Genomic DNA, 14,331 nt, shown 5'->3' with positions numbered 1-14,331 from the left:
AGGGTTTGAAGATGCGCGACAGCGAGAATGGCGAGAAAGAGCAAGGAACGACGGAATTCAAGAAGCCGGTTCACGTGTTCTGGCACGAAGACGAGCACGGCTTCTCGGTCGATACGGATCCGGAGAACGTCAATTCCGAACAGGAGGAGCCGCAGTTGGCTGCGGAGGACAGCGATCTCGCGGCCGAGCCCATCATCGTTCATCGCAAACCTATGAGTGAGGAGAAGAAAACCGTCCCGATTCCGGAATCGCTCGAAGAATTCAAGCGCAAGCTGGAGGAGGAGATCGGTTACAAGACAACCTTCGACATCGTCCTTCGGGAGATGACGTTCGGCGATCGCCGCGTGGCATTCTTCTTCTTCAATGGCTTCGCCAAGGATACTATTCTGACCGAAATCCTCAAGCGACTCACCTACTTGCAAGCAGAGGAATATAGAACGACCTCCTTCCACGACTTCTTCCGGCTCTACGTGCCTGCGATCCAAGTCGTCGAAGAGTCGGACTGGGATAACATGATGACCAACGTGTTGTCCGGCGGCACGGCCATGTTCGTGGAAGGCGATACGAAAGTGCTGCTGATCGACGCGAAGGCTTTCCCGGGCCGCAATCCGGAGGAGCCATCGCTGGAGCGGGTCGTGCGCGGCGCGCGCGACGGATTCGTCGAGACGATGCTGACCAACGTGACGCTCGTACGTCGTCGTCTCAGAGACAAGCAGCTCCGCTACGAGATCCTCCGGGTCGGCGAACGTACGCAGACGGACATTTGCATCGCCTATATCGACGATATCGTCGACAAAGAAATGCTGGAGTCGATCCGCGACAAAATCAAGCAGGTCAAAATCGACGGCCTGCCGCTGGCGGACAAGCAGTTGGAGGAAGCTACCGTGAATCGGGGCTGGAACCCGTTCCCGCTCGTCCGCTATTCCGAGCGACCGGACACCGTCGCCGTCCATCTCATGGAAGGCAACGTCGCCGTCTTCGTGGATACGGCGCCGAGCGTCATGATTATGCCGACGACCTATTTCGACTTGCTTCAGCATGCGGAAGAGAATCGCCAAACGCCGTTCATCGGCACGTACCTGCGCTGGGTGAGGTTCATCGGCATCGCCGCTTCGCTCTTCCTGCTGCCGCTTTGGTTTCTGTTCACGCTGAAGCCGGAGCTGAAGCCGCCGGCACTCGACTTCATCGGCGTGCAGAAAGCCGGCCGCCTGCCGATGGTCGCGCAGTTCCTGCTCGCCGAGATCGGGGTCGATCTGCTGCGGATGGCCGCCATTCATACGCCTACGCCGCTCGCGACCGCCATGTCGTTGATCGCCGCGATCTTGATCGGCGATATTGCCGTCAAGACGGGGCTGTTCGTCAACGAGGTCGTGCTGTACATGGCGGTTGCGGCTATCGGCATGTTCGCCACGCCGAGCTATGAACTAGGCCTCGCCAATCGGATTATCCGGCTTGTGCTGATCGTCGCCGTCGCCTCGTTTAAGGTCGAAGGCTTCGTGGTCGCTACAACAGTATTTTTCATCATGCTGTGCATGGAACGCTCGTTCAACCGACCGTACATGTGGCCATTTATTCCATTCGACGCCAAGGGCATGCTCGGTATTCTGCTGAGAGTGCCGGTGCTGCAAAATCGCAAGCGCCCGAACTATCTGAAGCCGAAGCAGCGGGACAGAATGCCTAACGGCGGGGAATCTGGGTAGCTCTTCAGAAAGAAATGCAAATGAAATGTGAAATTATCCATTTCGGCGGGGGACCGAATGCGCTATACTGGTGTAAATGGTGCAAATAACACTTTTGGGTAATTTTTTTGGAGAAAGCGGAGGGGAAACGAATGTACTTACATGGGACCAGCAAAATCAATGCGCAAGGGCATTTGGAAATCGGCGGGTGCGATACGACGGAATTGGCGAAACAATTCGGTACGCCCCTATACATCGTAGATGAAGGACTCGTGCGTCAGAGAGCCCGCGAATACGTGGAATCGTTCCGCGCGTCGGGATTGAAATTCCAAGTCGCATACGCGAGCAAAGCGTTCAGCGTAATGGCGATGTGCTCCATTGCAGAGCAAGAAAACCTGTCGCTTGACGTCGTATCCGACGGCGAGCTGTACACGGCGCTGAAAGCCGGCTTCCCGGTTGCGCGCATCCATTTCCACGGCAACAACAAGACGCCGGACGAAATCAACATGGCGCTCGACGCGAACATCGGCTGCTTCGTCGTGGACAATTTCAACGAGATGTACCTGCTGAACGCACTCGCTGCCGACAAAGGCAAGCGCGTCAACGTCCTTCTGCGCATCACGCCAGGGGTAGAAGCGCATACGCATGACTATATCTCCACGGGTCAAACGGACTCCAAGTTCGGCTTTGACCTTGGCAACGGCACGGCGTACAAGGCGATTCAAGAAGCGGTCGCGCAATCGAACCTGGAGCTGCTCGGCGTTCACTCGCACATCGGCTCGCAAATCTTTGAAGTCGAAGGCTTCGCGATGGCAGTCGACAAGGTAGCCGGCTTCGCCGTTCAAGTGAAGAACGAGCTGGACGTGACGTTCCGCGTCATCAACCTCGGCGGAGGCTTCGGCATCCGTTACGTGGAAGGCGACACGCCGCTTCCGATCTCGCAATATGTGAAAGCCATCACGGATTCGATCAAATCCAACTTCTCCGCGGCGAACTATCCGCTGCCTGAAATCTGGGTTGAGCCCGGCCGCAGCATGGTCGGCGATGCAGGAACGACGCTGTACACGGTTGGGACAAGCAAAGATATTCCCGGCGTGCGTAAATATATCGCAGTCGACGGCGGCATGACGGACAATCCGCGTCCTGCGCTGTACGAATCCAAATACGAGGCCGTGCTGGCGAATCGTGCCAACGACGCTCTTGAAGAAACCGTAACCGTAGCGGGCAAATGCTGCGAAAGCGGCGATAAGCTGATCATCGATTTGGAGCTTCCGAAGGCGAATAGCGGCGACCTGCTTGCTGTCTTCTGCACGGGCGCGTACAATTATGCCATGGCGAGCAATTACAATCGTATCCGCCGCCCGGCGGTCGTCTTCGTAAAAGACGGTGCCGCAGACGTTGCCGTTAAGCGGGAATCGCTTGACGATATCATCGGCAACGACGTTATTCCAGCGCGTCTTCAGACGTCCGCAGTTAAATAACCGATTCGACAGGAGGCAATTTATCAATGGCAAAACAAGCAAAAATCACGATGGCAAACGGATCCGAGGTATTGATCGATCTGTTTGAAAACGACGCGCCGAACACGGTTGCGAATTTCGAGAAGCTGGTTAACGAGGGCTTCTACAACGGTCTGTCGTTTCACCGCGTCATTCCTGGCTTCGTAGCGCAAGGCGGATGCCCGAACGGTACAGGCACAGGCGGCCCAGGCTATACGATCAACTGCGAAATCAACCCGAACAAACACGAGCGCGGCGCGCTCGCGATGGCTCATGCCGGCCGCAACACGGGCGGAAGCCAATTCTACATCGTGTACCAGCCGCAGCCGCATCTTGACGGCCAGCACACGGTATTCGGCAAAGTCGCGCAAGGCATGGAGCATGTCGATGCATTCCAAGGCCGCGACAAAATGGAAAAAGTGGAAATCGTCGAAGTATAAAACCCGCGAACCGCAGCAGGTGGAGCTTATTCCGCCTGCTGCGGTTTTTTGCGTAAATGAACGCGCTTTAACCGCGTGTTCGACATTATTCCAACAAAACAAGTTGCAATTTCCATAGTGGAGTGGTAACATTTCCACAAACAAATGTATTTGCGACTTTCCTTCGGGGTAGGGTGAAATTCCCAACCGGCGGTGATCAAAGGCATTCAGTCCGCTAAGCTTTATCCGGCGGCAGCCTTTGTCAGTCCGTGACCCGGCTCGCAAGCGTACGACTCCTTCGGGACGGTATGGCTGCTTGACGGTGGACCTGGTGAGAATCCGGGACCGACAGTATAGTCTGGATGGGAGAAGGAAAGGACGCGTGAATGCCATTTTATCATTTCTCGATAACCTTGTTCTTTTTTTCACATGGTTACTGAGTTTGTTTGAATGTGTCTTCGAGCGCGTCCTTTAACCTGTGCAACTCCAATCACCCCGTTGGCATGATTCAGCCGAGGGGTGATTTTTATTTTGTCGACGAACGATGTTTTGAATGACGAGACGTATATGCGGCTGGCGCTCGATATGGCGTCCAAAGCGAAAGGGCAAACGGATATCAATCCTGTTGTCGGCTGCGTTATCGTAAAGGACGGCCGCATCGTCGGACTCGGGGCGCACTTGCGCCGCGGCGAAGGCCATGCGGAGGTTCATGCGCTGCGGATGGCCGGCGGCGAGGCGGAAGGCGCGACAGCCTATGTCACGCTGGAGCCTTGCAGCCATCACGGACGTACGCCGCCCTGCTGCGAACGTCTCATCGAGGCGAAGGTCGCGAGAGTCGTCGTCGCCTGCGAGGATCCTAATCCGCAGGTAGCCGGGAGAGGAATCGCAAGACTTCGCGAGGCAGGCATCGACGTCGAGGTCGGCTTGCTGGGGCAGGAGTCGCAGCTCATGAACGAAATGTTCAACAAGTTCATCGTCACGCGGCTTCCGTTCGTTACGATGAAATCCGCGATGACGTTGGATGGCAAGCTGGCGGCAAAGACCGGCGACAGCCGTTACGTCAGCGGACCGCAGGCGAGGGAAATGGTGCATACGCTCCGCCATCGCCATATGGGCATTATGGTCGGCGTCGAGACGGCGCTGATCGATGATCCGGAGCTGACGACGCGGCTGTCCGTGCCCGCCGTTCATCCCACTCGAATCGTCGTCGATTCGAAGCTTAGGCTACCTGCTGAGGCTCGCATGCTCCAAGAACGTTCTGCACCCGTCATTGTGCTGACGGTCGAAGGCGCCGATCCCGGCAAGCGCGCAGCGCTGGAAGCCGCGGGGGCGGAAGTCATCGATTGCGGCTCGGACAGCAGAGTCGATCTGAACATCGCGATGCGGAAGCTTGGCGAGCGCGAGATCGGCTCCATCCTGCTGGAAGGCGGAGGCAAGCTGAATGGGGCGATGCTCGAGCTCGGCTTGATCGACAAGGTGCTGCTGTTCATCGCTCCCAAAGTGATCGGCGGTCAAGCGGCGCCCGGCGTTTTCCAATTCGAAGGCTTCGAGAAGATGGCGCATGCGATTCTGTTTCGGGACGTGCAGGTCGAGCGAATCGGCGGCGACCTCTTCATGAGCGGGTATCCCGAACAAACGGCTGGCGACCGCACGAGCGGAGCATGAGCTGATCGGAACACTTAGGGGTACTCGTTCGGAAATCGGGAGGGAAGGAGGAACCTGTCATGTTTACAGGCCTTATCGAAGAAATCGGGACGCTAAAGCGGACTTATAAGCAAGGCGAAGCGATGCTGCTCGCGATCGGAGCGCAGCGCGTTCTGGAAGGCGTCGCAATCGGCGACAGCATCTCGGTAAACGGCGTCTGCTTGACGGTAACGGCTTATGACGGCCGTTCCTTTACAGTCGATGTCATGCCGCAGACGTATCGCCATACGAACTTGAAAGACATTCGTCCAGGCGAGCCGCTTAACCTGGAGCGGGCCATGCAGGCGGGAGGGCGCTTCGGTGGCCATATCGTGCAGGGCCATGCCGACGGCACCGGAGAGATCGTGTCCCGGCGCAGCGACGCGAATGCGATCGTGTTCGTGATTCGGCCGCACGACGCGAGTCTGATGCGATATGTCATTTCGCAAGGCTCCGTGACGCTCGACGGAATCAGCTTGACCGTCTCGGAAGCGGGCAGAGACGGATTCACCGTATCCATCATTCCGCACACGCTGAAGGAAACCGCGCTGCAGTTCAAGGATGCCGGCAGCGTCATCAACATCGAATGTGACGTGCTCGGCAAATACGTCGATCACTTGCTTCATTACAAGCAAGCAGACGGCTTGGATGAGAAACAGACCGGCAAGCCGGAGAGCGGGAGCAGACTGACCGCCGCGTTTCTAGCGGAGAATGGTTTTTTCTAACAGAGAAATAGGCAGACAGTCGGCCTACAAAAGGAGCGGATAGCGATGAGTAACCAACTAGGTGCAAGGAAATTGTCGGACGATCAGCCCGTGTTCAATTCCATTGAAGAAGCCTTGGACGATCTGATTCGCGGCAAAGCCATCATCGTCGTAGACGATGAGGACCGCGAGAACGAAGGCGATTTGATCGCCTTGGCGAGCAAGGCGACGCCGGAAATTATCAATTTCATGATTACCGAGGCGCGCGGCCTCGTCTGCGTGCCGATAACGCCGGAACGCGCGGAAGAGCTTGATTTGCCACCGATGGTGCAGCGCAATACCGATTATCACGGCACGGCGTTCACCGTATCGGTCGATCATATCTCAACGTCGACGGGGATCTCGGCTTATGAGCGGTCTCAGACGGTTCAAGCCCTGATCAATTCGAACACGAAGGCGGACGACTTCCGCCGTCCGGGCCATATTTTTCCGTTGATCGGCAAGAAAGGCGGCGTCCTGCAACGCGCGGGACACACCGAGGCGGCGATCGATCTGGCTCGCATGTGCGGATCCGAGCCTGCTGGCGTTATTTGCGAAGTCATCAAGGAAGACGGCTCCATGGCCCGTTTGCCGGATCTGATCGAGTTCAAGGCGAAGCATGATCTGAAGCTCATTTCCATTCAAGCGCTCATTCATTACCGCAACGAGAAAGAGAATCTCGTGGAGCGGGTCGTCGAAGTGAAGATGCCGACGGAATTCGGCGTGTTCAAAGCGGTAGCCTATACCAACGAAGTGGATAACAAGGAGCATGTCGCGCTCGTCAAAGGCGAGATCGATCCTACCAAGCCGACGCTGGTGCGCGTGCATTCCGAATGTCTGACAGGCGATGTATTTCATAGTCACCGCTGCGACTGCGGACCGCAGCTCGAGGCGGCGCTGCGCCAAATCGACGAAGCCGGCAACGGCGTGCTGCTCTACATGCGCCAGGAAGGTCGCGGCATCGGCCTGATCAACAAATTGAAGGCCTACCAGCTGCAGGAGCAGGGATTGGATACCGTGGACGCGAATATTAAACTGGGTTTTGCCCCGGATTTGCGCAATTACGGCATCGGCGCCCAAATCTTGAAAGATCTCGGCGTACGTCAAATGAAGCTGATGACGAACAATCCACGCAAGATCCGCGGTTTGGAAGGCTATGGACTCGAGGTCGTGGAACGCGTACCGATCCAAATGACCGCAAACGCGGATAATGATCAGTATCTGCATACCAAGAAGGACAAATTGGGCCATCTGCTCAAATTTGACGATATTCAAACCAACCTATAAATTCCTGCAAAAGGCAGGTACAATCAGAGAGGATGACAGAACAATGCCGAACGTATTCGAAGGACATTTAATTTCCGAGGGTTTAAAATATGGCGTCGTCGTCGGACGTTTCAATGAGTTTATTTCCAGCAAGCTGCTTGGCGGCGCGCTTGACGCGTTCAAGCGTCACGGCGCGAATGACGAAGAAGTGGATATCGCTTGGGTGCCGGGCGCGTTCGAAATTCCGCTGATCGCACAGAAAATGGCCGAGAGCGGCAAATACGACGCCGTGATCACCCTTGGCGCCGTCATCAGAGGGTCCACGCCGCATTTTGACTACGTCTGCAACGAAGCGGCCAAAGGCGTTGCTTCCGTCGGACTGAAGACCGGCGTACCGACCGTATTCGGCGTGCTGACTGTCGATTCCATCGAGCAGGCAATTGAACGCGCAGGCACGAAAGCCGGCAACAAAGGCTGGGAAGCTGCGGTTACGGCAATCGAGATGGCGAATTTGACGAAAGTGCTTCAAGGCTAAGCGGCTTATATAGCGGCTGGCTTCGGCACGAAACAGCACATTATTACTTTTCTGGGAGTGGGCCTGCACCATGGCGGTGACGTATAAATTGGAATCGTTCGAAGGACCGCTCGATCTGCTCCTTCATCTCATCGATAAGGCCGAAATCGACATTCACGAGATTTCCGTCAGCGAGATTACGGATCAATATATGGATTATTTGAATGCGATGCAGGAGCTGGAGCTTGAGGTCACGAGCGAGTTTCTCGTCATGGCGGCAACGCTGCTGTCGATGAAGAGCAAGCAGCTGCTTCCGAAACCGCCGATCATCGAGGATGATTACGAGGAATGGCCGGACGACGGGCTCGACCCGCGCGACGAACTGATCGCGAAGCTCGTGGAATACCGGAAATACAAACAGATTGCCGAACAGCTTCGAGAGCAGGAATTCGAGCGGAGCCTCGTGTATACGAAGGAACCGGAGGATATGTCGCCGTTCATGAAGGCCGTGCCGGACAATCCCGTCAAGGGACTCAGCGTCAACGACCTTATCGCGGCTTTCCAGAAAGCACTCCGCAAAGCAACGCGGCGCAACGTGATCGCGACCATCCACCGGGATGAAATTTCGGTTAAGGACCGGATCCGCGATATCATCGACGTGCTACGGGAATTCGAAACCGTTCGCTTCTCGAAGCTGATCCGCGACGATATGAGCAGGCATGAAATTGTGGTCACCTTCCTGGCGCTGCTCGAGCTGATGAAGATGAAACATATTCGTTGTTTTCAGCACAGCTTGTTTGACGATATCGTCGTGCATTGGAGGGGGGAGACGACCGATGGCGGATTATTCGAAGCTGAAGTCGATTATTGAGGGACTGCTGTTCATGGCAGGGGACGAGGGACTGACGGCGAGGCAGCTGTCGGATATCCTTCAGATGGATGCGGCGGTGGCGGCGGATATGGCCAAGGATCTAATGAAGGATCTGAAAGCGAAGAAGCGCGGCATTCAGATGTCGCTCGTCGCCGGCGCTTACCGGTTGACGACGAATCCGGACCATACGGTGTATTTCGAACGGATGGCCTATTCGCCGACGCGCTCGAGCCTGTCGCAAGCAGCGCTTGAGACATTATCGATCGTTGCCTACCGGCAGCCGATTACGCGCGTCGAGATCGAGGAGATCCGCGGCGTCAAATGCGACCGTGCGCTCCAGTCGCTGGTCAGCAAGGATTTGATCGAGGAGGTCGGCCGTGCCGAACAGATCGGGCGTCCGATTCTATACGGTACGACCAAGTCATTCCTGGATTATTTCGGATTAGCGAGCCTTGAAGCGCTGCCGGAACCGTCTTCGCTTGTGGATGACGATTTGGAGGATCAAACCCAGCTGCTCTTCGAACGTCTGGAAGGCCGCCAAATGACCATCGAGGAAATGTCGTTCGCCGATCTCGACTCCGAGCTTGGCGGAGAGCGGCAAGACAAGTTTAAGGCGGAAGCGGAGACGGACGAGGAAGCAGATCGCGAAGAACTGGAAACCTTGCTCGAAAAGCTGGAAACAGAACCGAAACCGGAACGCATTCCGGTCCCGGAGAACGAATAACAACGCATGAAATTAATCGAATGAGATTTGCTCGCAAGGTCATACTATATCCGACCAACTCAGGGAAATGAGGGGATACGCCATGCTTGGCTACCCGTTCGGATGGATGATCGCGGCAGGTCTCATTTTTTTGCTATTGCTGGCCATTGCCTTGTCGCCTGTTGTGATCCGCGGCCGTATCAAGCGGCTCGGTGAAGATGACGACGCCGAACTGCGCATTCGGGCTTTGTTCGGCATCGTCCATTATCATTGGCAGCTGCCCGAGATGAAGGTCCATGGCTTAGGCATGGAGCTGAAGCGGGAGTTGACGGCCGAGAACATCGGGGGCAGCGATTCCAGCGTCAAGAAGAGCAACGTCAATACGAGCAGCATCCTCAAATCGATCAATTGGGCACATGCGCTGCTTCAGCATACGGATGACCTGCTCGGATGGGTCCGCAGAACGCTGAATCATGTCCGGGTGACCGAATGGAAATGGACGAGTGCCGTCGGTACTGGCGACGCCATGTGGACGGCTATGTTGACCGGCATGGCTTGGTCGGCGAAGACGACCGCCATCGGCGTGTTGTCGCAGCTGATTCGCCTCCAGACCGATCCGGTGATGTCGGTGCAGCCGGTGTACCAGCAAACGTACTTCTCCACGGAAGGCCAGTTTACGGCCAAAGTATCCTTCGGTTATGCCATCTTCGCGGGCATTATGCTGGCCGTGAAAATGAAGCACGCGGCCAAAGGGGTGCCGAGAGGCATCATCGGCTGGCAGCGGATTTTGCTTCGCGGCTGATTACATAATGCCCTCCGGACGGGGGAACGCTAGAAACGGCAAGGCGCAGTATTTGACTGATTTTGATTTGAGGAGGACTTTATTTGATGACAGACCATCCGATTCAAGGCCTGATGCAAACGGCTATGGAAAACATCAAGGAAATGGTGGATGTCAACACCATCGTCGGCGATCCGGTCCAAACTCCGGACGGCAGCGTCATTATGCCGATCTCCAAAGTTGGCTTCGGGTTCGTGGCGGGCGGCAGCGATATCCGCATGGACGATCAGAGCAAGAACGGCTCGGACGCGCACAACGCATCCGTTCAGCTGCCGTTCGGCGGCGGCAGCGGCGGCGGCGTCTCCATTACGCCGATCGCATTTCTGGTGGTGGGCACGCACGGCGTGCGCATCGTGCCGCTCGACAATCAGACGCATCTCATGGAGCGTGTCATCGATTCCGCTCCTCAGGTGTTCGACAAGATTCAAAGCATGTTCAAAAAAGACCAGTCATCGGCCGATGTCGATTCCGTGCTCATCGACAGCATGGACGTCCGTTAACGACGACGGTAAACTTGCGCATCACCGTAACCGTCCATTCGAGGACGGTTTCTTTTTTTAGGACAGGTTGGGATATATCCCGGGCTGATTCATATACTTGAAATACAAGAACGTATAAGGTTCGCCTTGTACGCCCGCTTGTATTTCTTCGGAATGAAAAACGCTGCGCCGCCAAAAGGAGGGCACAGCCCGATTTGCCTTGAACATGACGAGTTACGACATCTTGAAGGAGGACAACTATGAGGCTCGCCTGCTTGAGGAAACGATTGACTGTAATTGCCGTTTCGGCGCTGCTTTTGACTGGATTAGCTGGTACAGCGGCAGCGAAGCCGGAAACGATGAGTACCGGGGCGGTAGGTGCCGCACTGATCGACGTGGAATCCGGCCGAATCTTGTACAGCCACAATGGAGACAAGCCGATGCTGATCGCCAGCTTGACGAAGATTATGACGGCGATCGTTGCCATCGAGCACGGAAAGCTGTCCGATATGGTCGAGACGAGCGTTCGCGCGGCAGGCAAGGAAGGCTCCTCGATTTATTTGCGGCGCGGGGAGAAAATGAGCCTGCACAATATGCTGTACGGACTGATGCTCCGCTCCGGCAATGATGCCGCAACGGCTATCGCGGAACATGTTGGCGGCTCGGAGGAAGGCTTCGTCCATATGATGAACGCCAAAGCCGAGATGCTGGGACTGGCGAATTCGCAATTCATGAATCCGAGCGGCTTGGACGCGAATGGGCATTATTCTTCGGCGAACGACTTGGCCAAGCTCGCCGCATACGCGCTGAAGAATCCCGTATTCAAGGAAATCGTGAAGACGAAGAGCAAATCGGCACCGAATCCGAACGATCCGTGGGACTATGTATGGAAAAACAAAAACAAAATGCTGGCCATGTACGAAGGCGCGGACGGCGTGAAGACCGGCTATACCAAGAAGTCGCTTCGCTGTCTCGTGAGCTCGGCGACCCGCGGCGGGCAGCAGCTGGTTGCGGTTACGATCAATGATCGCAACGATTGGAACGATCATATGCACATGCTCAATTATGGCTTTAACTATTTTCCGCTCAGCGAAATCGCACATAAAGGACAACCGGTGAGCGGTTATCCGTTCGCAGTCGGCCGCACGCTGCGTTATCCGTTCGCGGAAGGCGAGAAAGAACAGCTGCAATCCAGGCTGACGCTGCTGAATACGCGCTCCACGGCGTATTTGCTGGGCGAACGCGGCACGATGGAGTGGTTCATAGGGGATGCCAAAGTCGGGACGGCTCCGGTCTATGAATCCCAGGACGCGCGGATCGGTCCGAACAAGCCGGCCGGTGCTTCGGGAGGACGAGCTGGAGCAAGAGGGAACGGCAAGTAGCTGCGTTTGATCTCGGCGTTGAGCAACGGAGTCAGGTAATGGCGTTAGACAATGAAGTCAGGTGCCGCGTTAGCTTATGGAAACATGCAGTAACGGCGGATAAGGTTCGCGTATTTCAATAAGGAAGGAGGAGGCGGGATGGTTAATTTCATTTGGCTCTTCTTCATCGCGGTGAGCTTCGTGGCCGCGATCCTGAACGGACGCATGGAAGCACTCACGGAGGCTGCCTTCGAGGGTGCCAAAAGCGGCGTGACCGTCAGCTTCGGCTTAATTAGCGTGATGGTGTTCTGGCTAGGGCTGATGCGGATCGGCGAGGATGCGGGACTGCTCCGCAAAATCGCCGTCCTGCTTCAACCCGCGGTCCGTTTCCTGTTCCCGGACGTCCCCAAAGGACATCCGGCGCTTGGCTACATCATGAGCAACATGAGCGCGAATATTCTTGGCCTTGGCAATGCGGCAACGCCGATGGGGATCAAAGCGATGCAGGAGCTGCAGAAGCTGAATCCGCACAAAGAAACGGCCTCCGCGGCCATGTGCACGCTGCTCGCGCTCAATACCTCGAGCATCACCCTCGTCCCGACGACTTTGATCGCGATCCGGATGACGTACGGCTCAGTCAATCCAGCAGAGATCGTCGGCACTACGCTGGCAGCGACGCTGGTGGCTACGGCGGCGGCGATTATGGCCGACCGCTGGTACAGGCATCGGTACAACCGCAGGCCGCCGAAGGATATCGGCCGAGACGGCACCATGGCGCAAGGACCGCCGGGCTCGGATTCCGGAGGCTTCGGTCAGGGAAAGGGTGAGGCCGTTGTATGAATGGGTAACGACGATTTCTGCCTGGCTCATTCCGTTCATGATCGTGTTCATTCCCTTGTATGCCGCCTTCAAACGAGTACCCGTATACGAAACCTTCATCGATGGCGCTAAAGACGGCTTCGGTACTGCGATCAATATTATCCCGCATCTTGTCGGCATGATGGTCGCGATCAGCATGTTTCGCGCATCCGGGGCCATGGATATGATGGCAAGTCTCATTCGTCCTTTGTTCGACGGCCTTGGCATTCCAAGCGAGGTGCTTCCGCTCGGCCTGCTGCGGCCGCTTACGGGAGCGGGATCGCTGGCGTTCACGACGGAGCTGATCAAGACCTACGGCCCGGATTCCATGATCGGACGAATTTCCTCCACGGTGCAGGGCAGCACCGACACGACGCTGTACGTCCTGACGGTTTACTTCGGCGCAGTCGGCATCCGCAAGAGCAAATATGCGCTTAAAGTCGGTTTGTTTTCCGACTTGGTCGGCTTTTTTGCAGCTATTATCATTTGTTTATTCGTTTTCGGCGCTTAGCTTACATAGTACCGGAGCCCTGCTGTCCGTATCGACCTCTCAAGGCCGAAACGGACAGGCAGGGCTTTTTGCTTATTGCAGGGAACGTTTGCCTGCTTGTGCACTTTCTTTCATATGTCGATTTAGGGTATGATGGGGGGTGAGGTGAAAACATTGGAACGTTTACAGAAAATTTTGGCGCAGGCTGGTGTTGCTTCGCGCCGCAAATGCGAGGAGCTAATTCTCGCCGGAAAAGTACAGGTCAACGAGGAGACCGTTACGACCTTGGGGGCTAAAGCCGATCCGGCAGTGGATGTTATATCCGTGAATGGACGCGTAATCAAAGGGGAAAGCAAGCTGTACTTGATGCTTCATAAACCGAAAGGCGTCATTACGAGCGCAAGCGACCCGCAGGGACGCAAGATCGTCTCTGATTATTTGCCTGGCATCAAGGAACGAGTGTATCCCGTCGGCCGGTTGGATTACGATACCGAAGGTCTGCTTCTGCTGACCAATGACGGGGAATTCGCCAACCTGCTTACGCACCCCAGCCATCACGTGCCGAAGACGTATTGGGCAACGGTGAAAGGCGTGCCGCACGGCACGGCGCTCGATAAGCTGAAACAAGGCATTCTGCTTGAGGACGGAATGACGGCTCCCGCCGAGGTGGAATACCACGACGTGAATACGGAGAAGAACCAGTCTACGATTACGATTACGATTTACGAAGGCCGCAACCGGCAAGTGCGCCGCATGTTCGACGCCATCAATCATCCCGTCATCCTGCTCCGAAGGATTCGTTTTGGCGAACTGGGCCTGCACGGTTTGGCTCGCGGCAAGTTCCGTCACTTGACGCCGAGAGAGGTGCAAGATCTCCGCTCGGCAGCTGTCAAGACACATAAAATTCAAAAATAACAAGCGGCGG

General features: G+C 56.0%; 14 protein-coding genes, 1 pseudogene and 1 riboswitch. All 15 genes and pseudogenes read left to right on the top strand.

Annotated features, from left to right (window positions below):
- The first annotated feature begins 11 nt into the window (after window positions 1-11).
- The 15 genes and pseudogenes from AC0YNU_RS09970 (at window position 12) to AC0YNU_RS09900 (ending at window position 14,321) form a co-directional block, all read left to right on the top strand.
- Window positions 12-1,700, top strand: a complete 1,689-nt coding sequence (locus AC0YNU_RS09970) for a spore germination protein (RefSeq protein WP_475755757.1) — start codon at window positions 12-14, stop codon at window positions 1,698-1,700.
- Between the two features lie 131 nt (window positions 1,701-1,831).
- Window positions 1,832-3,160, top strand: a complete 1,329-nt coding sequence (gene lysA, locus AC0YNU_RS09965) for a diaminopimelate decarboxylase (protein ID WP_475755755.1) — start codon at window positions 1,832-1,834, stop codon at window positions 3,158-3,160.
- Window positions 3,161-3,186: 26 nt separating this feature from the next.
- Entirely contained in the window at window positions 3,187-3,618 is a 432-nt protein-coding gene (locus AC0YNU_RS09960) for a peptidylprolyl isomerase (RefSeq protein WP_161696409.1), read from the top strand.
- Window positions 3,619-3,773: 155 nt separating this feature from the next.
- A riboswitch (FMN riboswitch) is annotated at window positions 3,774-3,975 on the top strand.
- Between the two features lie 153 nt (window positions 3,976-4,128).
- Window positions 4,129-5,262 (top strand): bifunctional diaminohydroxyphosphoribosylaminopyrimidine deaminase/5-amino-6-(5-phosphoribosylamino)uracil reductase RibD, encoded by a 1,134-nt coding sequence (gene ribD, locus AC0YNU_RS09955; RefSeq protein ID WP_475755753.1) that lies wholly within the window; start codon window positions 4,129-4,131, stop codon window positions 5,260-5,262.
- Window positions 5,263-5,321: 59 nt separating this feature from the next.
- On the top strand, window positions 5,322-6,005 hold the full coding sequence (ribE, locus tag AC0YNU_RS09950; protein ID WP_475755751.1) for a riboflavin synthase: 684 nt from the start codon (window positions 5,322-5,324) through the stop codon (window positions 6,003-6,005).
- A 45-nt stretch (window positions 6,006-6,050) separates the two neighbouring features.
- The gene (locus tag AC0YNU_RS09945; protein WP_475755749.1) at window positions 6,051-7,310 is read left to right on the top strand and encodes a bifunctional 3,4-dihydroxy-2-butanone-4-phosphate synthase/GTP cyclohydrolase II; all 1,260 of its coding nucleotides are present in this window, start codon (window positions 6,051-6,053) and stop codon (window positions 7,308-7,310) included.
- 43 nt (window positions 7,311-7,353) lie between these two features.
- Entirely contained in the window at window positions 7,354-7,824 is a 471-nt protein-coding gene (gene ribH, locus AC0YNU_RS09940) for a 6,7-dimethyl-8-ribityllumazine synthase (RefSeq protein WP_475755747.1), read from the top strand.
- Between the two features lie 70 nt (window positions 7,825-7,894).
- A complete protein-coding gene (locus AC0YNU_RS09935) occupies window positions 7,895-8,674 on the top strand; it encodes a segregation and condensation protein A (protein ID WP_161696423.1) in 780 nt (259 codons plus the stop codon).
- Window positions 8,640-9,236: pseudogene (scpB, locus tag AC0YNU_RS09930) on the top strand (SMC-Scp complex subunit ScpB); the annotation flags it as partial. The gene AC0YNU_RS09935 and the pseudogene scpB, both read left to right, overlap by 35 nt.
- A 244-nt stretch (window positions 9,237-9,480) precedes the next feature.
- A complete protein-coding gene (locus tag AC0YNU_RS09925; protein WP_475755745.1) occupies window positions 9,481-10,179 on the top strand; it encodes a DUF2953 domain-containing protein in 699 nt (232 codons plus the stop codon).
- Window positions 10,180-10,265: 86 nt separating this feature from the next.
- On the top strand, window positions 10,266-10,718 hold the full coding sequence (ytfJ, locus tag AC0YNU_RS09920) for a GerW family sporulation protein (protein WP_475755743.1): 453 nt from the start codon (window positions 10,266-10,268) through the stop codon (window positions 10,716-10,718).
- Window positions 10,719-10,972: 254 nt separating this feature from the next.
- Window positions 10,973-12,079 carry a D-alanyl-D-alanine carboxypeptidase family protein gene (locus tag AC0YNU_RS09915; RefSeq protein ID WP_475755741.1) on the top strand — a complete coding sequence of 369 codons (1,107 nt, stop codon included), beginning with the start codon at window positions 10,973-10,975 and terminating at the stop codon, window positions 12,077-12,079.
- Window positions 12,080-12,217: 138 nt separating this feature from the next.
- The gene (locus AC0YNU_RS09910; RefSeq protein ID WP_475755738.1) at window positions 12,218-12,898 is read left to right on the top strand and encodes a nucleoside recognition domain-containing protein; all 681 of its coding nucleotides are present in this window, start codon (window positions 12,218-12,220) and stop codon (window positions 12,896-12,898) included.
- Window positions 12,891-13,427 carry a spore maturation protein gene (locus AC0YNU_RS09905; protein ID WP_475755736.1) on the top strand — a complete coding sequence of 179 codons (537 nt, stop codon included), beginning with the start codon at window positions 12,891-12,893 and terminating at the stop codon, window positions 13,425-13,427. The genes AC0YNU_RS09910 and AC0YNU_RS09905 overlap by 8 nt, the downstream gene beginning before the upstream one ends.
- Before the next feature lie 153 nt (window positions 13,428-13,580).
- Window positions 13,581-14,321: a pseudouridine synthase gene (locus AC0YNU_RS09900; RefSeq protein WP_475755734.1), complete on the top strand. Its 741-nt coding sequence runs from the start codon at window positions 13,581-13,583 to the stop codon at window positions 14,319-14,321.
- Window positions 14,322-14,331: the final 10 nt, after the last annotated feature.

This window comes from Paenibacillus sp. J31P316 (assembly GCF_056269105.1).
This window is presented reverse-complemented; position numbering and strand designations above follow the sequence as displayed.

Coding starts and splice junctions, on each gene's coding strand:
- AC0YNU_RS09970 (WP_475755757.1), top strand. CDS start 12: ATGCGCGACAGCGAGAATGGCGAGAAAGAGCAAGGAACGACGGAATTC.
- lysA (WP_475755755.1), top strand. CDS start 1,832: ATGTACTTACATGGGACCAGCAAAATCAATGCGCAAGGGCATTTGGAA.
- AC0YNU_RS09960 (WP_161696409.1), top strand. CDS start 3,187: ATGGCAAAACAAGCAAAAATCACGATGGCAAACGGATCCGAGGTATTG.
- ribE (WP_475755751.1), top strand. CDS start 5,322: ATGTTTACAGGCCTTATCGAAGAAATCGGGACGCTAAAGCGGACTTAT.
- AC0YNU_RS09945 (WP_475755749.1), top strand. CDS start 6,051: ATGAGTAACCAACTAGGTGCAAGGAAATTGTCGGACGATCAGCCCGTG.
- ribH (WP_475755747.1), top strand. CDS start 7,354: ATGCCGAACGTATTCGAAGGACATTTAATTTCCGAGGGTTTAAAATAT.
- AC0YNU_RS09935 (WP_161696423.1), top strand. CDS start 7,895: ATGGCGGTGACGTATAAATTGGAATCGTTCGAAGGACCGCTCGATCTG.
- AC0YNU_RS09925 (WP_475755745.1), top strand. CDS start 9,481: ATGCTTGGCTACCCGTTCGGATGGATGATCGCGGCAGGTCTCATTTTT.
- ytfJ (WP_475755743.1), top strand. CDS start 10,266: ATGACAGACCATCCGATTCAAGGCCTGATGCAAACGGCTATGGAAAAC.
- AC0YNU_RS09910 (WP_475755738.1), top strand. CDS start 12,218: ATGGTTAATTTCATTTGGCTCTTCTTCATCGCGGTGAGCTTCGTGGCC.